Consider the following 19,931-nt stretch of genomic DNA (forward strand, 5'->3'; position numbering starts at 1 on the left):
CGCGGACCGGGCTCAGCTTCCCGAACCCTTCCCCTCGCGCACGATCGACAAGGGTTCCGTGATGTCCTCGAGGGACTTCCGCGCGGCGTCGACCCCGAAGATGAGGGCGACCAACCCGCCGAGGATCATCACGCCGGCGCCGACGAAGTATCCGACGGTGAGCGGCCCGCGGTCGGTGCCGTCGCCGATCAGGATCCCGTACAGCAGGGGCGCGACCGAACCCGCGATCTGTCCGATCGCGAAGAAATAGCCGATCACCTGGCTGCGGAGCTCGAGCGGGAAGATCTCGCTCACGGTCAGGTAGGCGCTGGACGCGCCGGCGGAGGCGAAGAAGAACGAGACGCACCAGAAGATCGTCTGCGTCGTCGCGTCGAGCGCACCGGCGTTGAAGAGCACCGCAGACACGGCCAGGACCGCCCCCGAGACCCCGTAGGTGAGGAAGATCATCTGGCGACGACCCCAGGTGTCGAACAGCCTGCCGAGGAGGAGCGGGCCGAGCAGGTTGCCGATCGCGAAGGGGAAGAAGTAGTACTGCGTCGACGAGGGGCTCGTGCCGTAGAAGTTCTGCAGCACGAGCGCGTAGGTGAAGAAGATCGCGTTGTACAGGAACGACTGCGTGATCATCATCGCGAGGCCGACGAAGGTGCGCTTCGGGTACTTCGAGAAGAGGACGCCGAAGATGGTCCGGATCGGGATGTGGCCCTGGGCCTGCACCGTGAGCGCCTTCGACTCGTCGACCGGCTCGATCGTCCCGCCCTGTTTGCGGACGGTCGCCTCGATGTCGTCGACCGTTGCCTCCGCCTCCTGTTCCCGACCGTGCGTCATGAGCCAGCGCGGACTCTCGGGGATGTGGCGTCGCAGGAAGATGATGGCGAGGCCGAGGACCGGCCCGATGAAGAACCCGATGCGCCAGCCGACGTCCTCCGCGAAGTAGTCGGTGTTCAGCAGGAAGAGGTTCGCGGCCGATCCGAGGGCGGCGCCGCCCCAGTAGGTGCCGTTGATGGCGATGTCGACGTGTCCGCGGTACTTGGACGGGATGAGCTCGTCGATGGCCGAGTTGATCGCCGCGTACTCGCCGCCGATGCCCATGCCAGCGAAGAACCGGAAGATGGCGAGGAACCAGAACGTGGGGGACAGGCCGGCGATGCCACTCGCGACGAGGTAGATCGCGAGGGTCAGGATGAAGAGCTTCTTGCGGCCGAGGCGGTCCGCCATGCGGCCGAAGACGAGCGCTCCCGTCACCTGGCCGAGCAGGTAGATCGTCCCGAGGAGGCCGACCTCCGCCGCCGACAGCCCCAGCGACTTCTGGAATCCGGCGGAGGCGACGATCTGGATCTCGAGGCCGTCGAGCACCCACGAGAAGCCGAGACCGACGACGATCATCCAGTGGAACCGGGTCCACGGCAGTCGGTCCATCCTGGCGGGGACGAGGCTCCGCACCGGGGCCGGCTGCCCGGAGGTCGACGTGTTCGACATGGAATGGCTCCTTCCACGGCCGTCCCGTCGACGGTCGATCCGGGAGATGACGCTACTCCCGCGGCGGGCATCGGACGTCGCCGATCGGTGCCCCTTGACTTCGTCCTGGCGGAGGAGCACCCTACGCCCGGCACCCCGTGCGATGGCGCCCGGTGGCGCGGAATGGTCGTACGCTCGAAGCGCGACGAGATCGCGGACGGCTGCCGAGGGCCGTCGAGGAGGAGGCGGCATGCACCTGGTCGAGGACAGCACCGAGACGGACATCACACGGGTCTTCCAGGACCGGATCAGCTCCGGCGTCGCCCCGGGATCATACGTCGCCGTGTTCGACCGCGAGCGGGTCCGGTTCGAGCAGGGGTTCGGCGGAGTCACCGTGGGCGGTCCGGTGCCCGACGCCGACACGCTGTTCCGCATCGCCTCCTGCACGAAGAGCTTCACCGCCGCCGTGCTCCTCATCCTCCGCGACGCCGGCCGCCTCGACTTGGACGCGCCGGTGGACGGGTTCGTGCCGGAGTTCGCGCCGGTACTCCCTGACGGCATCGCCGTCCGGCCGACCGTACGGATGCTCCTGACGATGTCGGGTGGGCTCGGAACGGACGATCCGTGGGGTGACCGCCAGGAGTCGATCACCGTGGACGAGTTCCGGCGGCTGGTCGTGCGCGGCGTCCGATGCGTCACGACACCCGGGACGGCCTTCTCCTACTCCAACCTCGGCTACGCGTTGCTCGGGCAGGTCATCGAGCGTGTGACCGGTGGCTCCTACATCGATGCGGTGACCTCGCTCCTGCTGGAGCCGCTCGGGCTCGGCGCCGTGTTCGAGCGACCCGAGGGCGACGGTGCGGTCACGGCGACCGGTCATCGTGTCCGCCGGGAACGGGCCGTCGATGAGGACGGTCGATTCGTCGAGGTCCCGTTCTCCGGCCCCGGGGTCTTCTCCTCGATCGGCGGGCTCTTCGCCTCGGCCTCCACCCTGATCGGATGGGTGCGCTGGCTCGACGGCGCCTGGACCGGGGACGAGACCGGACCGCTGTCGAGCGCCAGCCGCCGCGAGATGCAGCAACTGCACCGGCTGGCTCCGTCGCGGCCCACCCTCGACGGCGTGCCGCCGAGACTCGCGCTCGGCTACGGCTTCGGCCTCTTCGTCGAGGAGGACGCCGACCTCGGGACGCTCGTCTCGCACTCGGGCGGCTACCCCGGCTACAGCGCCCACATGCGGTGGCACCCGACATCGGGGTTCGGCGTCGTCGCCTTCGAGAACGCCGGCTACGCGGCCGTGGCGAAGCCCGCCGAACAGGCCTTGCGGCTGGCGATCGCGGGAGCCCAGGCCTCCGGCGAGCTGCTGGAACCGGCGATCCGCCCCTGGCCGGAGACCCTCGTGGCGTCGATGACCGCGACCGGGATGCTGTCGCATTGGGACGACCGCGTCGCCGCGTCGCTGTTCGCCGAGAACGTCGCCCTCGACCGACCGCTGGACGAGCGACGCCAGGCGGTCGACGCCGCTGTCACCGCCGTCGGTGGCATCGCCGAGGTGGCTTCGGGACGTGCGACGCCGATCTGCGATTCGCCTGACCACCTGGTCTGGTTCGTCGAAGGGACGGAGGGTCGCCTCCGCCTGGAGGTCCGGATGACACCTGTGCTTCCGCTCCGGGTCCAGACCTTCACGGTGACGGTCGACGACCAGGGCGAGTGAACGCCGAACGCCGGCAGCTGAGGCTCAGCTACCGGCGTTCAGGTGGAACAGGGTGGTTCGGTTCAGCCGATCGAGTCGTCGTCGCCGTTGCCGTTGCGGTTCGTCGGGGAGATGTCCTCCGTCGACTCGACGTACTCGTAGTCGGTCGTCGTCGGGCCGTCGTGGTCGCCGGTGTTCGTCGCTTCGCCGACGGGGCGGTAGATGAGCTGGCCTTCGCCGTAGGGCAGGACGAGCTCGCCGTCCTGACCGTCTTCGAGCGGGATGATCTCGCTGTCGAGCGGGCCGCCGGTGAGTTTCGCAAGAGTCTGTGACATGTCGCCAGCCTAGCCCCGACGACTGTCAGAGTGCTGCGATGGTCCAGGACACCCGGTGTGGTGTATTGGGAGCCAGGACGACGAGGTCGGTCCCGGTCGAGAAGGCGTCGGGGGGACAGGTCATCGGTTCTACTGCGAGCCCCAGTCGGTTCAGCTCCGCGACGGGCTGATCGGCGGTGTGCACCTGGACCCAGGGCAGACCCTCGCCCCAGTGCATCGCGACGCCACCGCCGGACGGTGCCGTCACCCGCACCATGACCCGACCGTCGGCGTCGTGGTCGAGTGCCGTGTACGCATGGTCGATGAAGGTGTCGCCGATGGCCCGGGGTGCGCGGAAGTCGAAGTGTTCCGTCGCCTCCGCGTCGACCGACTCCAGCGAGACCGGGATGAGCCGGTCCGGCGTGACGGTGAGCACCTCGGCGGCGGGCAGCTCGAGCGTCCAGTCGTCGACGCGCCCCTCGCCCGCGACGAGATAGGGGTGCGGCCCGGTGCCGTACGGGGCGTCGACGTCGCCGAGGTTCAGAGCCTCGACGTCAGTGCGGAGTCCGTGGTCGTCGAGTGTGTAGGTCGCGGTGACCTGGACGCGGAACGGATAGCCCTCCTGCGCTTCGATGACCACGCGGAACGCAGCCGACGACGCGCTCGACGACACGAGGTCCCACTCCGACCAGGCGGCGAGCCCGTGGAGGGCGTGCCCGCGAGCGGGTTCCGTGAGTGCGAGCTGGTGGTCGACCCCCGCGAAGGTGTACCGGCCGTCGACGACGCGGTTGGGCCACGGGGCGAGCATGGCGCCGCGGAACGCCGGACGGACCTCCTCCGCGTCGAACGGGACCACGAGGTCGCGGCCGTCGTGCTGCAGGAACCGCAGTGAGGCACCGACCGAGGCGATCGACGCGGTGTACGCACCGTGCTCGAGATCGACCCGCCGTCCCGAGATCGGACGTCGGTCGACGGAGGCGGACGGGGACACGGCGCTGGTGGATTCGGTCACGGCCCCATTCTGTCGCATCGACACCGACCGACCCTGTCGGCGGGCCGGCGCGGGTCGGACGATGGGACGCGGCTCAGTCGAGGGATCGGCCGCGCATGTCCGAGAGGAACAGCGCGGCGACCGCGGCGACGACGAAGAAGGCGGCGAACACGGAGAAGAGCAGGGCGTTCCCTCCAAGGAGGAGCACCGGAACCGACAGCGGGGCGATGATCGAGGCAATGCGGCCGATGCCGGCGGCCCACCCCGCCCCCGTCGCACGGAGCGCCGTCGGGTACAGCTCCGGGGTCGTCGCGTACAGGGCGCCCCAGGCGCCGAGGTTGCAGAAGGACAGGCACATACCGAACACGATGATCATCGGTTCGGTCGTCGCCGTGCCGAACAGGACCGCCGACACCGCGGAGCCCGCGAGGAAGGTCGCGAGGGTCTGCTTCCGGCCCCAGGCCTCGATCAACCACGCCGAGACGGCGTAGCCCGGGATCTGGGCCAGGGTGATGATGAGGGTGAAACCGAAGGACCGCACGAGCGAGAAGCCGGAGGCGACGAGGATCGTCGGGATCCAGATGAACGCACCGTAGTAGGAGAAGTTGACGCAGAACCACACGATCCACAGCGATCCGGTGTCGCGGCGGTGTGTGGGCACCCACAGTCCACGGAGGCGCTCGCGGGCGGAGAGCCCTGCGCTCACGGGGGTGTCGGTGGTGGTCTTACCGGCGGCCTCCGGGTGGGCGACGCCGGCCGATGCCTCGAACTCACGGACGACGGCTTCTGCCTCGCGGTGGCGCCCACGCGACTCGAGGAAGCGCACCGATTCCGGCAGTCGCGTCCGCACGATGGCCGCGTAGACCGCGGGCAACGCGCCGATGGCGAGCGCCCAGCGCCACCCGTCGTCGCTCGTCGGCACGACCAGGTAGCCGATGAGGGCGGCGGCGATCCATCCGATCGCCCAGAACGCCTCGAGGAACACGATGATCCGTCCGCGGATCCGTGGCGGCGCGAACTCGCTCATGAGGGTCGAGGCGACGGGCAGTTCGGCGCCGAGTCCGAGGCCGACGATGAACCGCAGCACGATGAGCACGCCGAGTCCCCAGGCGAGGGCCGACGCGCCCGTCGCGATGCCGAACACGAGCAGGGTGATCGCGAAGACGTGGCGTCGACCGACCCGGTCGGCGAGCAGACCGCCGAGCGTCGCACCGATGGCCATGCCGAGGAACCCGGCTGAGGCGATCCAGGAGAGCTCCGTGTTCCCGAGCTGCCACTGCACGGCGAGTTGGGCGAGCACGAAGGACACGAGTCCGACGTCCATGGCGTCGAGGGCCCAGCCGACGCCGGAACCGACGAGCAGTCGCCCGTGGGCCTTGGTGAACGGGAGCGCGTCGAGGCGCTCGCTGCGGGTGCGGGGTGTGGTGGGGGCGGTGGACACGTCACCATTCTGGTGCAGGATGTGCCCGCCGGCGCCGGTCCGTCGCAGATAGGCTGACGACACGAACTGCAGGCGTGCGGCCGGGCAGTTCACCCGCTCCGCCCGCCGTTCCGTCGAAAGGCCACTCCCGTGACCGATGCACCGCCTCCCGACCCGCAGCAGCCTGACGGCCGCCCGCCGCAGTGGCCGACGGGTCAGCAGCCGCAGCAGCCGTATGGTCAGCCGCAGCAGCAGCCGTATGGCGGGCAACCACAGCAGCCGCCGTATGGGCAGGGACCGCAGCAGCAGAACCCGTATGGCGGGCAGCAGAACCCTCAGCAGCAGAACCCGTATGGCGGGCAGCAGATCCCTCAGCAGCAGAACCCGTATGGCGGGCAGCAGATCCCTCAGCAGCAGAACCCGTATGGCGGGCAGCAGAACCCTCAGCAGCAGAACCCGTACCAGCAGAACCCGTATGGCGGGCAGCCGTACCAGCCGCAGCCGCCGTATCAGCCGCAGCAGAACCCGTACCAGCAGCAGCCACCGCAGGGCCCTACCAGGTACGGCCAGCAGCCGCCGCCTCCCGGTGCCCCGAAGCGCAAGCGGACGGGGCTCATCATCGCCCTCGCGGTCGGTGTCCCGCTCGTGTTGGCGGCGATCATCACCGTCATCGCCCTCGTGCTCACGCAGGGTGGCGCGCCGGTCGCGGACCCGAGCCCCACCCGCTCGGCCACGCCGACGAAGACCGCGTCTCCGACGCCCACGGAGACGGACTCGACGCCCGAGCCGACCAAGACCTACGTCAACATTCCGCCGGATCTCGATTTCGCAGCAGGACAGGACGTCCCCACCGACTGGACGGCCTACCTCACGAACGACTTCGACTCGTCGTGGGCGGCAGCGGGTCAGGACGCGAACGGGATCGACATCTACACGAACGCCTCGACCTCGTGTGAGGTGCGGCTCGGCAACATCGCACTGACTCCGGAGGAGATCGCCGTCGGTGACGACCAGCGCTCGAGCGACGCCTATCTGTCGAAGTACGTCGGGGCCGACTACGTCAAGGCGGACGGCACGACCGAACAGCTGAACTACAACAGCGGTGGCGGGCTCATCGAGTTCCGGGTCCTGTCGTGGACGCAGGCGACGGGGGAGCGCACCTACTGGGGCGTCCGGTCGCTCACGAAGATGGGGACGCTGGTCGTCTTCACCTTCACGTGCAAGGACCAGGGCTCGCTCGACCTGCTCGCAAGCGACGTCGTGAACCTCATCTCCGTGGAGCTGCTCCCGAAGCGCTGACCGGTCCCGTCGTCAGAACGCGCGGAGGACCGCCTGCGCGACCGTGAAGATCGCGAGGCCGGCGAGCGCGCCGACGATCGTGCCGTTCAAGCGGATGAACTGCAGGTCGCGTCCGACGAGCAGCTCGATCTTCTGGGTCGTCTCCCGGGCGTCCCAGCGCTCGACGGTCTCGGTGATGATGCTCGCGATGTCGTGCCGGTAGCGGGTGACGACGTAGGACAGGGCGTCCGCGACACGGGTGTCGACGCGGGTGGAGAACGCCCGGTCGGTCGACAGCCGCCGACCGAAGTCCGCGATGGTGCCGGAGATCCGCACACGGAGGTCGCTGTCGGGGGCGTCGAGGGCCTCGAGGAACGCGCTCTTCGCAGCCGTCCAGGTCTTACCGGCGACCTCCCGGACACGAGGACTGTCGATGACCTCGTGCTTGGCGTTCTCGAAGCGGGTGATGGTCGCGTCGTCGTGCTGCAGCTGCTCCGCGAGCTCGCCGAGGTACCCGTCGAGGGCATGACGGAGCTGGTGGTCGGGGTCCGCGCGGACGGCCTGGACGAAGGACACGGCCTCCCGGTAGAGCTTGTCGTCCACGAGCCGGTCGACGAAGGACGGCACCCAGGTCGGCAGACGGCTCGAGACCAGGCGCTCGAACGCCTTCGGGTTCGTGCTCAGCCACTCACCTGTGCGATCGAGGAGGAGGTCGACCGCGTCGTGGTGCGCGCCCACACCGACGATGTGCTCGACCCAACGGCCGATGTTCGGGGCCCACTGCGGGTCGATGAGGTGTTTGGACGCCAGCGCCTCGATGACCTCGCGGACGTCGTCGTCGGACAGCGTCTCCAGGAGACCCCGCACCGCGATGGACCCCTCGGCGGTGACCCGCTCGGCGTTCGCGGGCTCGGACAACCATCCGCCGAGCTTCTCGGAGACGGAGACGGACGCGAGCTTCTGCCGCACGACCTCCTCGGAGAGGAAGTTGGTCTCCACGAACTCGCCGAGGCTGACGCCGATCTCGTCCTTGCGCTTCGGGATGATCGCCGTGTGGGGGATCGGGATGCCGAGCGGGTGCCGGAAGAGGGCGGTGACGGCGAACCAGTCCGCGAGCGCCCCGACCATGCCGCCCTCGGAGGCGGCCCTGACATACGCCAACCACGGGTAGCGCCCCTCGAGCGCGAACGCGACGGCGAAGATGACCGCCATGACGAGGAGCAATCCGGTGGCGAGGCGTTTCATCGATCGCAGGGCTCGCGCACGGTCCGCATCGGCGGCGGTGAGTTCGAGTGTGGGGGAGCTCGTCATCCGCCCATCCTAGGCTCGTCGACCGTGTCCTCCGGTCCGATCGAGCAGGAGGGCACCGTACCCCCTGGTGGTACTCTGAGCCGGTGATCGAAGACATCAAGAAGCGGGCCCTGCACCGGACGAAGATCCTCGAGGGCCAGATGCGCGGTCTCGAGAAGATGATCGAGAACGAGGACTACTGCATGGACATCATCACGCAGTCGCTCGCCATCCAGAAGTCGCTGGGATCGCTCAACAAACTGCTCGTCGAGAACCACCTGCTGACGCACGTCACGCAGATGTTCGAGGAGGGCGGGGACAGCAAGGACGCCGCGGTCGGCGAGCTCCTGCGGATCTTCGAGCTCAGCAACAACCGCGGCTGAGCCGAGTCGTCAGGCCGGCCCGAGCTGTCACACGGGCCCGAGCCAGGCGTTCGCGACGGTGGCGTGGGCGGACTCGTCGTCGGAGGGATGGAACATCCCGGCGAGGACGTCGCGGTACAGCCGGCCCAATTCGCTCGCGGCGAAGTAGCTGCCGCCGCCGGCGACCCGGATCGCCTGATCCACGACCTCGCGGGCGGTCTCCGTCGCGCGGACCTTGAGCCCGACGAGCTTCGGGAACCAGAGCGCGCCGTGGTCGACGCCGTCATCGAGGTCCCGGGCGATGCCGGCGAGCTGCGGCAGCATGCCGTCGTACGCGATGGCGGCCGCCGCGATCCGACGGCGGATGTCGGGGTCCGCCGCGTAGCTCGCACCACCGGCCTTCTTCGACGTCTTCCGGTGGGCGGTCTCGACCGCGAGCCGGAGGGCGCGTTCGCCGATGCCCGTGTACACGGCGGCGATGAGGGTCTCGAAGCAGGCGAAGATCCCGAAGACGATGGGATCCGGGTTGGGCCCCGGGTCGAGGCGTCGGACGATGTGTTCCGCCGTCGACTCGGCCCCCTGGAGCAGGGTCGTCCTACTCTGGCTGGCGCGCATCCCGACGGTGTCCCAGTCGTCGAGGATCTCGAACCCGCCGCGCGAGCGCTCGATGAAGCCGTAGACGACCTTCGGACCGTCGGCCGAGGTCGTGTCGAGCCCGGTCGTCCCCAGCCACGTCCACGCGGGTGACAACGAGGTGAAGATCTTCCGACCGTGGAACCGATAGGAACCGTCGGGGCCCGGACGGGCTTCGGTGTCGGATCCGAAGAGCACGAGGTCGTTGCCCGCCTCGCTCACGCCGAACGCGTAGAGCTCGTCCCCGGCCGCTCCCTCGAGGACGAAGCGGAGCGAGTCGTCTCCTCGAGTGTGGAGCAGTCGCGCGACCCCCGTCCACACGAGGTGCATGTTGATCGCGAGGGCGGTCGCCGGGGCGGCGGTGGCGAGCCGGGATTGGAGCAGCGTGACCTCGCTCATGCCGAGGCCGAGGCCGCCGAACTCCTCGGGAACGAACGCCCGGAGGTAGCCGCACGCTCGCAGCTCCGCGAGGTCTTCGTCGAAGAAGGCGTTCTCACGGTCCGCCACGGCGGCACGTTCGCGGATGCGCTCGACGAGCCCGTCACTGAGGATCGAGGCGGGGTCGAACGATCGATCGGACGGGTGGTGCTGCGCTTGAGCGGTCACCGGTCCATTGTCGCATCGGGCCCGGCCGAGGTGGCAGGTGTCTGCGAGCGGCGAGCGGCGCGCCGGCGGCCCGACCTGACGAGGAGGACCACGACCGCGGCGACGACCGCGAGGGGGAGCAGCCACGGCACCAGGACGCCGACCACGACGACGAGCCCCGAGGCGGCGGCGACGAGCGCGTTCCACCCGGCGACCACGCCGCCCCAGAAGTCGGTGGGCACGCCCGGCGCGACCACGCCTGGGGCCACGAAGCTCACGAACACGGAGGAGAAGTCGACCTGGTCGGCGAGCGCGTCGCGCTGGGCGACGAGCCCGTCCAGTTCCGCCTGCCGCTGGGACAGGCTGGTCTCGGCGGCGAGGAGGTCGGCCGTCGTGGTCGAAGCCGCCATGAGTCCGAGCAGTCGGTCGACGGAGGCCTGGAGGGCGGTGACCCGCGCGTCGAGGTCGGCGGCCTGTGCCGTGACGTCCACCGCGGACACGGAGAGGCTGTTCACCGTGCCGAGTGCCTGCAGCTGTGCGAGCACGTCGTCGAAGTCGTCGGCGGGGATGCGGACCGTCAGGGTCGCCTGCGCGGCCTGGTCGGAGGTGCCCGGAGTCTCGTCGCGGCTGTCAACGCGCCCGCCCGCCTCGGTGACGATCCGGGTGGCGTCCGTCGCGGTGCTGATCGGGTCGTCAGCGGTGACGGTGAGTGAACCGGTCGTGACCACCTGCTGTTGCGTGAGGTCGGGGGAGGCGGCGCCGTCGACGCCGAGCTGCGCGTCGCCGGCGACCTGGCCGGGCGCGGGCATCGCAGCTCGCGAGTCGCTGCCGGCCTCGGTGCTCGACCCGGCCGAGCAGCCCGAGAGGACGAGCCCGACGAGGACGGCCGAGACCAACACGGTGGTGGTGCGGATCACTGCTGAGCGCTTCATGGCATCACCCTAGGGAGCCGCCGCACCGCGGAGGTGCAGGGACCCTGGGAAGCGGGTCACGATCAGGTCTCGCGACGCGCGTCACCCCAGGGAGCCGCTGCGCCGCGGAGGTGCAGGGACCCTGGGAAGCGGGTCACGATCAGGTCTCGCGACGCGCCCGCTGCTCGAGTTGCAGCTCGGCCCAATCGCCGATGGCCTTCGTGGTCTCCGCCGGGCGGTCCCGGTGCACGTTGTGACCGGCACCCTGGACGATCGTCAGGCTGACCTGGCGGTTCGCGAGGATCTCGGCGGCGAGCGCGCCGCGGAAGAGGCTGTACACCTCCGGATCGGAGGCGATCACGAAGGTCGGGTTGCGCAGAGCGGCCGCCGCAGGACGGACGTCCCACGGGTGGTTCTGCTCGCTCGTCTGCTCGATCGCCCACCGGCTCGCCTCGGACACCGCCTGGACCTTGATCTCCACGTCCAGTGGGTGCCACTCCGGGTTCTTCGCGCGGACGGAAGCGATCGTGTTGTCGGCGAAGGCGGCCTCCTGGCTGGCGCGGATGATCTCGGCGTCGTGGTCGTCGAGCGCGATGGCGGGGTCGAGCAGCACGACCGCCGCCGCCCACCGGGGATCGGCTGCGGCGGCGACCGCGGTGGCGGCGCCTCCGAGCGAGTGTCCGACGACCAGGTCCCACGCGGCGTGCCCGACGCCGCGCACGGGGGTCGGCCTGGTGGCCAGCAGATCGGCGGCGTAGGCCTCGACCCGGTAGTCCAGCGCACGAGGGGCGACGCCGTGGCCGCGGAGGTCGACCGCCTCGACGAGCCAACCGCGATCGGCCAGGGCGGCGCAGATGCGCCAGGTGCTCGGACCGTTGCTGCCGAGTCCGTGGACCACGAGCGCCCGAGCCGGCGCGTCGTGACGACCCCAGCGGTGACGCGGGAGCTCCACGGGCGTGATCGTGCGGGCGGCGAGGCTGGACGCGGTGTCGACGACGGGCTCGGTCATGGGTTCAGCCTACGGTCTCGCGTCAGTCGAGCCGGTCCGGGTCGGTGCCGGTGCGCTCGCCGTTCTCGAGCGCCGAGATGGCGGCCAGGTCGTCGGCGTCGAGGGTGAAGTCGAACACCGTGAAGTTCTCCGCGATCCGCGCCGGTGTGGCCGACTTGGGGATGACGATGTTGCCGAGCTGCAGGTGCCAGCGCAGCACCACCTGCGCGACCGTGCGCCCGTGCTTCCGTGCGATGGCCCCGAGGTCGGAGGTGGCGTCGTATCCGTCGGCGGCGGGCGTGAAGAAGCGGCCGCGGGCGAGCGGCGACCAGGCCTCCGTCGCGATGCCGTGTGCCGCGTTGACGGCGCGCAACTCCCGCTGGGGGAGGAACGGGTGGAGTTCGACCTGGTTGACGGCCGGGGTGACCTCCGCCGACTCCAGGAGTCGTTCGAGATGGCTGCGGTGGAAGTTGGAGACGCCGATGGAGCGCGTACGTCCTTCGGCCCGCAACCGCTCGAGCGCGCGCCAGGTCTCGCGGTACCGGTCCTGCCCCGGGGCCGGCCAGTGGATGAGGTACAGGTCGACGTGGTCGAGGCCGAGGAGGTCGAGGCTCGTGTCGAACGCGCGCAGCGTCTCCTCGTACCCCTGATCGGTGTTCCAGACCTTCGTCGTGACGAAGAGTTCGTCGCGGGCGATACCCGACTCGCGGATCGCGATGCCGGTGCCTCGCTCGTTGCCGTACAGCGACGCGGTGTCGATGTGGCGGTACCCGACCTCGAGCGCCATCCGCACGATCTCGGTGCTGGCGAGGTCCGGGACCTTGTAGACGCCGAAGCCGAGCTGGGGGATCGTGTGCCCGTCGTTGAGGAGGACGGTCGGGGTGCTGTCTGCCATGGCACCAGTATCCTCGACAGGGCCACCGTCACCGTCGAAAGGGAGCCCATGCCGCAACTCATGATCGTCACCGGGAGCGTCCGCCCCGAGCGGGTGGGCGGCGCCGTCGCTGACTGGGTCGCCGGCGTGGCGGAGACGGACGAGCGGTTCACCGTCGACGCGGTCGATCTCCGGGAACTGGCGTTGCCGTTCATGGACGAGCCCGCGCACCCGCGCAAGCGCGCCTACGTCCACCCGCACACGATCTCCTGGAGCGAGCGGGTCGACCGGACGGACGCCTTCGTGTTCGTGACGCCCGAGTACAACTACAGCTACGCGCCCGCCCTCAAGAACGCGCTCGACTACCTCATGCACGAGTGGGCGCGGAAGCCGGTCGGGATCGTCAGCTACGGCGGGCTGTCGGGCGGAACCCGCGGCGTCGTCGCGCTTCGACCTGTCCTGCAGGCCCTCGGTCTCGTCAGTACCGGTGCGAACGTGGAGATCCCGTACGTCTCACGGCAGATCGCCGACGGCGTGTTCACGCCCAACGACCGCCAGACGACCATGCTCCCGATGCTGCTGGGCGAACTGGCCGCACTCGACGAGGCCCTCGCGCCGCTGCGCGCCGACCACTGAAGGGGGGCGGCTCAGGACGGGTGGGTGTTGATCGGCTCGGTGTCGGGGATCGGGCTCGCATCGCGGCCGCGGAGGTCGGGGTGCCAGCGGTGACCGATCCAGGGGATGACGAAACCGAGCAGCGCGAACAGGCCGGCGACCCAGAACGCGCCGACCGCTCCGGAGCCGTCGATGAGGAAGCCGGCCGCCGCCGACCCCATCGCGGCACCGATGAGCTGACCGGTGCCGACCCAGCCGTAGGCCTCGGCCGTGTCGCTGAACTTCACGCTCGCCGAGACGATGGCGAACAGCACGGCGAGGGCCGGTGCGATGCCGATGCCCGCGACGAAGAGGGTGACCGACAGCCACCAGGCGTTGAGGAAGAGGCTCGCGACGGCGAGTCCGGCGAAGACGATGAAGATGCGGCGCGCCAGCGCGTAGGGACCGATCGGGGTGTGACCGAGGGCGAGGCCGCCGGCCAGCGAGCCGACCGAGAAGATCGCGAGGACGATACCGGCTTCGAGGCCGTCGTGCCCGAAGGTCGCGACGACGCCCGCCTCGACGGCCGAACAGGCGCCGATGAGGAGGAAGCCGACGACGGTGGCGAGGAGGACCGGCGGGCGCTTGAGCACCTGCCCGAGCTTGCGACGGCTCCTCGGGATGCGCACGCGCCCGACCTCCGGTGAGGAGATGAACCACAGGCAGCCGACGACCATGATCGCCGCCGCCAGGGCGATGCCCCAGACCGTGCCGACCTGGGTGGACACGAAGGTGGTCACGACGGGCCCGAGCACCCAGATGATCTCCTGGGCCGAGGCGTCGAGGGAGAACAACGGGGTGAGCTGCTGGGAGGTGACGAGCTTCGGGTAGATGGTGCGGACCGCGGGCTGGACGGGCGGGGTGCTCAGCCCGGCGACGAATCCGACCGCCATGTACGCGGGGACGGTCATGGTGACGAGGGCGATGGTCGTGACGGAGACGGCACACACCGCGAGGGTGAGGAGGAGCACCTTGCGGATGCCCCAGACGCCCATCCACCGGCTCGTGAGGGGGCCGGCGATCGCCTGCCCGATGCTCGTCGCGGCGAGGACGAGCCCGGCGGCACCGTAGGACCCGGTGACCTGTTCGATGTGGAGCAGGAAGGCCAGCGAGAGCATCCCGAACGGGAAGCGTGCGGTGAGCTGCGCCGCGATGATCCGGGCGACGCCGGGGGTACGAAGGAGGTCACGGTAGCTGCTCACAAGGACACCAGTCTAGGGACCGGTTCCGACACGCGCGACACGCCCGCGACACGCCCAAACCGACAACGGATGTCGGAGGTGCGGAGGAGAATTCTGCCTGTGGACAGATATCCCTCGGACGGGGGAGAAAAGGCCGTCAATCCGGGATTTTCGCGTCGCCCAGGGGTGTTGTACCCAGTGGAGAACCGGTGGATAACTCGCCCGAAACGGTGGAGAACCCGGTGGAAAACTACAGGGCTGTAACTACTAGCCCTTGTGGTCGACCTGAAGACCGCCATCTATATGTAGTATTGGAACCCCGGCGCAGGACGCCGCGGGAATCACCAGATTTTGAGGGGAAGGCACGAAGAGCTATGGCAATCACGGTCTACACGAAGCCCAGTTGCGTGCAGTGCACCGCGACGTACCGCGCACTCGACAACAAGGGCATCGAGTACAACATCCTCGACCTCTCGGTCGACGAGAACGCACTCGAGCAGGTCAAGGCCCTCGGCTACCTGCAGGCACCGGTCGTCATCACCGAGGAAGACCACTGGTCGGGCTTCCGTCCCGACAAGATCGAAGAGCTCGCCGCACGTCTGGCTTGAGCCCACGGTCGCAGGCGTCATCATGAGCCGGCTCCAGCAGCAACGCACCATCCGACCGTCCGGACGTCGACGAGGAGGCCACCCGTGCAACCACGGCTGATCTACTTCTCCAGCATTTCCGGCAACACGCATCGCTTCATGCAGAAGCTCGACCTGCCCTCGTTGCAGATCCCGCTGTATGCGAAAGACGAAGCCGTGCACGCCACGGCACCCTACGTCCTCGTGACCCCCACCTACGGCGGGGGCAACGGCGACGGAGCGGTGCCCAAACAGGTGATCCGGTTCCTCAACGTGGAGGCCAACCGCTCCCTGATCCGCGGGGTCATCGCCGCCGGCAACACGAACTTCGGCGAGGCCTACGGGCTCGCCGGCGACGTGATCGCCAGCAAATGCAAGGTCCCGCACCTGTACCGCTTCGAACTCTTCGGAACCCAGGACGATGTCACCACCGTCCACAATGGATTGGAATCATTTTGGCAGCAGCGCCAGTTTCAGTGATCGACGCACCGTCGACGAGCCAGATGGACTACCACTCGCTCAACGCGATGCTCAACCTCTACGGCCCGAACGGCGAGATCCAGTTCGACAAGGACCGTGAGGCCGCGCGGGAGTACTTCCTCCAGCACGTCAACCAGAACACCGTCTTCTTCCACTCGCTGAAGGAACGGCTCGACTACCTCGTCGAGAAGGAGTATTACGAGCAGGCAGTGCTCGACAAGTACTCGTTCGACTTCATCCAGGAACTCAACGACCTGGCCTACTCGAAGAAGTTCCGCTTCCAGACCTTCCTCGGCGCGTTCAAGTACTACACCTCGTACACGCTGAAGACCTTCGACGGCAAACGCTACCTCGAGCGGTTCGAGGACCGCGTCGTCATGACCGCCCTCGGCCTCGCCGACGGCGACCAGCAGCTCGCGGTCGCGCTCGTCGAAGAGATCATCGCGGGTCGGTTCCAGCCGGCGACGCCCACCTTCCTCAACTCGGGCAAGGCCCAGCGAGGCGAGCTCGTCTCCTGCTTCCTCCTCCGCATCGAGGACAACATGGAGTCGATCGCCCGCGGCATCAACTCCGCGCTCCAGCTCTCGAAGCGTGGCGGTGGTGTGGCGCTCTCGCTGTCGAACATCCGTGAGTCCGGTGCGCCGATCAAGCAGATCGAGAACCAGTCGAGCGGCATCATCCCCGTGATGAAGCTCCTCGAGGACTCCTTCAGCTACGCGAACCAGCTCGGCGCGCGTCAGGGCGCCGGTGCGGTGTACCTCAACGCACACCACCCCGACATCCTGCGCTTCCTCGACACCAAGCGTGAGAACGCCGACGAGAAGATCCGGATCAAGACGCTGTCCCTCGGCGTCGTCGTCCCCGACATCACCTTCGAGCTCGCGAAGAAGGGCGAGGACATGTACCTGTTCTCCCCGTACGACGTCGAGCGCGTCTACGGTGTGCCCTTCGGCGACATCTCGGTGAGCGAGAAGTACCACGAGATGGTCGACGACTCCCGCATCAAGAAGACGAAGATCAACGCCCGCGAGTTCTTCCAGACCATCGCGGAGATCCAGTTCGAGTCCGGCTACCCGTACATCGTGTTCGAAGACACGGTGAACAAGGCGAACCCCATCAAGGGCCGCATCAACATGTCGAACCTCTGCTCGGAGATCCTCCAGGTCAACACGCCGACCACCTACAACGAGGACCTCTCGTACAAGGAGATCGGCAAGGACATCTCCTGCAACCTCGGCTCGCTGAACATCGCGCTCACGATGGACTCGCCCGACTTCGGTCGCACGGTCGAGACCGCCATCCGCGGCCTCACCTCCGTGTCCGACCAGAGCCACATCTCCTCGGTGCGTTCGATCGAGGACGGCAACGACAAGTCGCACGCCATCGGCCTCGGCCAGATGAACCTCCACGGCTACCTCGCCCGCGAGCGCGTGCACTACGGCAGCCCCGAGGGCATCGACTTCACGAACATCTACTTCTACACGGTGGTGTTCCACGCGCTGCGTGCCTCGAACCTCATCGCCAAGGAGCGCGGGGAGACCTTCGACGGTTTCGCCGACTCGCAGTACGCGTCGGGTGAGTTCTTCGACAAGTACATCGACCAGGTCTGGGAGCCCGAGACGGCTCGTGGCCGCGAGCTCTTCGAGCAGGCCGGCGTGCAGATCCCGACGCAGGCGGACTGGACGGCCCTCAAGGCGTCCATCCAGGAGTACGGCATCTACAACCAGAACCTCCAGGCCGTCCCGCCGACCGGTTCGATCTCCTACATCAACAACTCCACGTCGTCGATCCACCCGATCGCGTCGAAGATCGAGATCCGCAAGGAAGGCAAGCTCGGTCGCGTGTACTATCCGGCTCCGTTCATGACGAACGACAACCTGGAGTACTACGAGGACGCCTACGAGATCGGTGCCGAGAAGATCATCGACACGTACGCCGCGGCGACGCAGCACGTCGACCAGGGACTGTCGCTGACGCTGTTCTTCAAGGACACCGCCACCACGCGCGACATCAACAAGGCGCAGATCTACGCGTGGAAGAAGGGCATCAAGACCATCTACTACATCCGTCTCCGCCAGCTCGCGCTCGAGGGCACGGAAGTCGACGGCTGCGTCAGCTGCATGCTCTAAGGAGCTTCGCGCTTCGTCATCGCACTTCGACAGGCTCAGTGACCGGGGTTCCGGTCTCTGATCCCGACCCCGGTCCCTGAGCCTGTCGAAGGGCATCAGCACCACCGGTCCGTCGAGGGCCATCAGCATCACCGGTCCCAGAGCCTGTCGAAGGGCCAACCCCACTTCCCGATAGAGGACACCAATTCATGTCAGAGAAGCTCAAGCTGGTCGACCGCGTCCAGGCGATCAACTGGAACAAGATCGAGGACGAGAAGGACGTCGAGGTCTGGAACCGCCTCGTCAACAACTTCTGGCTGCCCGAGAAGATCCCGCTGTCGAACGACGTCCAGTCGTGGAACACCCTGACGCCGCAGGAGCAGCAGCTCACCATGCGCGTGTTCACGGGCCTCACGCTCCTCGACACGATCCAGGGCACTGTCGGCGCCGTCGCCCTCATCCCCGATGCGATCACCCCGCACGAGGAGGCCGTCTACACGAACATCGCGTTCATGGAGTCGGTGCACGCGAAGAGCTACTCCTCGATCTTCTCCACGCTCAGCAGCACGAAGGAGATCGACGAGGCGTTCCGCTGGTCGGTCGAGAACCCGAACCTGCAGAAGAAGGCGTCCATCGTCCTCGACCGCTACCACGGTGACGACCCGCTGAAGCGGAAGGCCGCCTCGACCCTCCTCGAGTCGTTCCTCTTCTACTCGGGCTTCTACCTGCCCATGCACTGGTCGAGCCGCGCCAAGCTCACCAACACGGCCGACATGATCCGCCTGATCATCCGCGACGAGGCCGTGCACGGGTACTACATCGGCTACAAGTTCCAGAAGGGACTCGAGAAGCTCACGCAGGCTGAGCGCGACGACGTGAAGGACTACACGTTCTCGCTGCTCTACGAGCTCTACGACAACGAGGTGCAGTACACGCAGGACCTCTACGACGAGGTCGGCCTCACCGAGGACGTCAAGAAGTTCCTGCACTACAACGCCAACAAGGCGCTCATGAACCTCGGCTACGAGGCCATGTTCCCGAAGACGGTCACGGACGTGAACCCGGCGATCCTGTCGGCGCTCTCCCCGAACGCCGACGAGAACCACGACTTCTTCTCGGGTTCCGGCTCCTCCTACGTGATCGGCAAGGCCGTGGTCACGGAAGACGAGGACTGGGACTTCTAGTCACCGCGCAGTCGCTGCGCTGAACGCACGAGGGCCGGATGGAATCCATGATTCCATCCGGCCCTCAGGCGTTGAGCGCGTATCGGCGTCAGCCGCCGAGGCCACCGCCGGTCGCCAGGAAGAAGTAGAAGAACGCGGTCACGCCCTGGACGACGGGGAAGAAGAGCGCCGCGATCGCGGTGACCACGATCGTGAGGATGGCGACGAGCGCGACCAGACTGACGACACCGTTGCGTCCTGCGCTCGGCGCCTCGACGGGTTCGGCGACGAGCAGCTCGTCCATGGTCGCCTCGGTCGTCAGCATCGTTCTCCCTGTGGCTCTGGTGTCCTCGACACTACCCGGAGAGCCGCCGTGCGCCGCTGACTCGCCCGAGGATGTTCGAATCCGATGCGGAAACGCGCAGATTCGGGCGACTCAGCGACGGCGGGTGGTCAGCGTCGGGTGGACCAGAGTGCCCAGGCGATGAGCACGGGCTGGAAGAAGAGGCGGGTGAACCGGCGGCTGTCGGTGTCGAGGCCGAAGGCGTCGCGGCGGTTGAGCCACTGGGAGAGGTTGCCCGGGAAGATCGCGGTGAAGAACGCCGCGGCGAGGTTACCGACGGCCGTCCGCTTCACGCCTGAGGCGAGTGCCGCACCCAGGGCGATCTCGACGACGCCCGAGGCGAGCACGGTGGTGTCCTCGTCGATCGGGACCCATTCCGGCACCTGCGCCTGGAAGTCCTTCCGAGCGAAGGTCAGGTGACTGACGCCGGCGAAGACGAGTGCGCCTCCGAGCAGCAGACGTGCGGCGGTGCGGGCTTTCGATCCAGCCATGAGGGTCCTCTCGACGATGGTGATGCCACCACGCTATCCGGAGATCGGTGGACCGACGGCGGGTTGCGAGTGCACAGATGTCCAGCAGCAGGCC

Annotated in this window: 20 protein-coding genes; 8 read left to right on the forward strand and 12 right to left on the reverse strand. The window is 68.1% G+C overall.

Annotation, left to right across the window (positions count from 1 at the left end; all coding sequences use genetic code 11):
• Positions 1-12: 12 nt before the first annotated feature.
• Positions 13-1,476, reverse strand: coding sequence for an MFS transporter (locus BWO91_RS06560; protein ID WP_064296535.1), 1,464 nt, complete (start codon positions 1,474-1,476; stop codon positions 13-15).
• A 229-nt stretch (positions 1,477-1,705) separates the two neighbouring features.
• On the opposite strand from BWO91_RS06560, the gene BWO91_RS06565 reads away from it, so the two are divergent.
• Positions 1,706-3,166 carry a serine hydrolase domain-containing protein gene (locus BWO91_RS06565; RefSeq protein WP_079001937.1) on the forward strand — a complete coding sequence of 487 codons (1,461 nt, stop codon included), beginning with the start codon at positions 1,706-1,708 and terminating at the stop codon, positions 3,164-3,166.
• A gap of 62 nt (positions 3,167-3,228) precedes the next feature.
• On the opposite strand, the gene BWO91_RS06570 is transcribed toward BWO91_RS06565, so the two are convergent.
• From BWO91_RS06570 to BWO91_RS06580, 3 genes are all read right to left on the reverse strand, one after another.
• On the reverse strand, positions 3,229-3,480 hold the full coding sequence (locus BWO91_RS06570) for a response regulator (protein ID WP_079001938.1): 252 nt from the start codon (positions 3,478-3,480) through the stop codon (positions 3,229-3,231).
• 25 nt (positions 3,481-3,505) lie between these two features.
• Entirely contained in the window at positions 3,506-4,471 is a 966-nt protein-coding gene (locus tag BWO91_RS06575) for an aldose 1-epimerase family protein (protein ID WP_430929540.1), read from the reverse strand.
• A 73-nt stretch (positions 4,472-4,544) separates the two neighbouring features.
• Positions 4,545-5,891 carry an MFS transporter gene (locus tag BWO91_RS06580; RefSeq protein WP_240555702.1) on the reverse strand — a complete coding sequence of 449 codons (1,347 nt, stop codon included), beginning with the start codon at positions 5,889-5,891 and terminating at the stop codon, positions 4,545-4,547.
• A 129-nt stretch (positions 5,892-6,020) separates the two neighbouring features.
• Here BWO91_RS06580 and BWO91_RS20420 point away from each other — a divergent pair, with 129 nt between their 5' ends.
• Complete coding sequence (locus BWO91_RS20420) at positions 6,021-7,169, forward strand: hypothetical protein (protein ID WP_079001940.1); 1,149 nt, start codon at positions 6,021-6,023, stop codon at positions 7,167-7,169.
• A gap of 12 nt (positions 7,170-7,181) precedes the next feature.
• Here the strand turns inward: BWO91_RS20420 and BWO91_RS06590 are convergent, their stop codons facing one another.
• Positions 7,182-8,459: a DUF445 domain-containing protein gene (locus BWO91_RS06590; RefSeq protein ID WP_064296531.1), complete on the reverse strand. Its 1,278-nt coding sequence runs from the start codon at positions 8,457-8,459 to the stop codon at positions 7,182-7,184.
• An 83-nt stretch (positions 8,460-8,542) separates the two neighbouring features.
• On the opposite strand from BWO91_RS06590, the gene BWO91_RS06595 reads away from it, so the two are divergent.
• Positions 8,543-8,821 (forward strand): metal-sensitive transcriptional regulator, encoded by a 279-nt coding sequence (locus BWO91_RS06595; RefSeq protein WP_064296530.1) that lies wholly within the window; start codon positions 8,543-8,545, stop codon positions 8,819-8,821.
• A 27-nt stretch (positions 8,822-8,848) separates the two neighbouring features.
• Here BWO91_RS06595 and BWO91_RS06600 read toward each other — a convergent pair whose 3' ends face one another.
• From BWO91_RS06600 to BWO91_RS06615, 4 genes are all read right to left on the reverse strand, one after another.
• Positions 8,849-10,039, reverse strand: coding sequence for an acyl-CoA dehydrogenase family protein (locus BWO91_RS06600; protein ID WP_079001941.1), 1,191 nt, complete (start codon positions 10,037-10,039; stop codon positions 8,849-8,851).
• A complete protein-coding gene (locus BWO91_RS06605) occupies positions 10,036-10,950 on the reverse strand; it encodes a DUF4349 domain-containing protein (RefSeq protein WP_079001942.1) in 915 nt (304 codons plus the stop codon). Before BWO91_RS06605 ends, BWO91_RS06600 begins: the two co-directional genes overlap by 4 nt.
• Positions 10,951-11,089: 139 nt before the next feature.
• The gene (locus tag BWO91_RS06610; protein WP_079001943.1) at positions 11,090-11,938 is read right to left on the reverse strand and encodes an alpha/beta fold hydrolase; all 849 of its coding nucleotides are present in this window, start codon (positions 11,936-11,938) and stop codon (positions 11,090-11,092) included.
• Positions 11,939-11,960: 22 nt separating this feature from the next.
• On the reverse strand, positions 11,961-12,812 hold the full coding sequence (locus BWO91_RS06615; RefSeq protein ID WP_079001945.1) for an aldo/keto reductase: 852 nt from the start codon (positions 12,810-12,812) through the stop codon (positions 11,961-11,963).
• Between the two features lie 48 nt (positions 12,813-12,860).
• On the opposite strand from BWO91_RS06615, the gene BWO91_RS06620 reads away from it, so the two are divergent.
• Positions 12,861-13,427, forward strand: a complete 567-nt coding sequence (locus BWO91_RS06620; protein ID WP_079001946.1) for an NADPH-dependent FMN reductase — start codon at positions 12,861-12,863, stop codon at positions 13,425-13,427.
• An 11-nt stretch (positions 13,428-13,438) separates the two neighbouring features.
• Here the strand turns inward: BWO91_RS06620 and BWO91_RS06625 are convergent, their stop codons facing one another.
• Positions 13,439-14,647, reverse strand: a complete 1,209-nt coding sequence (locus tag BWO91_RS06625) for an MFS transporter (protein ID WP_079001947.1) — start codon at positions 14,645-14,647, stop codon at positions 13,439-13,441.
• A 353-nt stretch (positions 14,648-15,000) separates the two neighbouring features.
• On the opposite strand from BWO91_RS06625, the gene nrdH reads away from it, so the two are divergent.
• The 4 genes from nrdH to nrdF all read left to right on the forward strand — a co-directional run bounded on the left by nrdH (position 15,001) and on the right by nrdF (position 19,024).
• Positions 15,001-15,234 carry a glutaredoxin-like protein NrdH gene (nrdH, locus tag BWO91_RS06630; RefSeq protein ID WP_056007615.1) on the forward strand — a complete coding sequence of 78 codons (234 nt, stop codon included), beginning with the start codon at positions 15,001-15,003 and terminating at the stop codon, positions 15,232-15,234.
• An 84-nt stretch (positions 15,235-15,318) separates the two neighbouring features.
• A complete protein-coding gene (gene nrdI, locus BWO91_RS06635; protein WP_064296523.1) occupies positions 15,319-15,732 on the forward strand; it encodes a class Ib ribonucleoside-diphosphate reductase assembly flavoprotein NrdI in 414 nt (137 codons plus the stop codon).
• Between the two features lie 23 nt (positions 15,733-15,755).
• Positions 15,756-17,861, forward strand: a complete 2,106-nt coding sequence (nrdE, locus tag BWO91_RS06640; RefSeq protein WP_064296589.1) for a class 1b ribonucleoside-diphosphate reductase subunit alpha — start codon at positions 15,756-15,758, stop codon at positions 17,859-17,861.
• Positions 17,862-18,049: 188 nt separating this feature from the next.
• Positions 18,050-19,024: a class 1b ribonucleoside-diphosphate reductase subunit beta gene (gene nrdF, locus BWO91_RS06645; RefSeq protein WP_056007612.1), complete on the forward strand. Its 975-nt coding sequence runs from the start codon at positions 18,050-18,052 to the stop codon at positions 19,022-19,024.
• An 88-nt stretch (positions 19,025-19,112) separates the two neighbouring features.
• On the opposite strand, the gene BWO91_RS06650 is transcribed toward nrdF, so the two are convergent.
• Positions 19,113-19,328 (reverse strand): hypothetical protein, encoded by a 216-nt coding sequence (locus BWO91_RS06650; protein ID WP_064296522.1) that lies wholly within the window; start codon positions 19,326-19,328, stop codon positions 19,113-19,115.
• A 128-nt stretch (positions 19,329-19,456) separates the two neighbouring features.
• On the reverse strand, positions 19,457-19,837 hold the full coding sequence (locus tag BWO91_RS06655) for a DoxX family protein (protein WP_064296521.1): 381 nt from the start codon (positions 19,835-19,837) through the stop codon (positions 19,457-19,459).
• Positions 19,838-19,931: the final 94 nt, after the last annotated feature.

The organism is Plantibacter flavus (genome assembly GCF_002024505.1).
Lineage (GTDB): Bacteria > Actinomycetota > Actinomycetes > Actinomycetales > Microbacteriaceae > Plantibacter > Plantibacter flavus_A.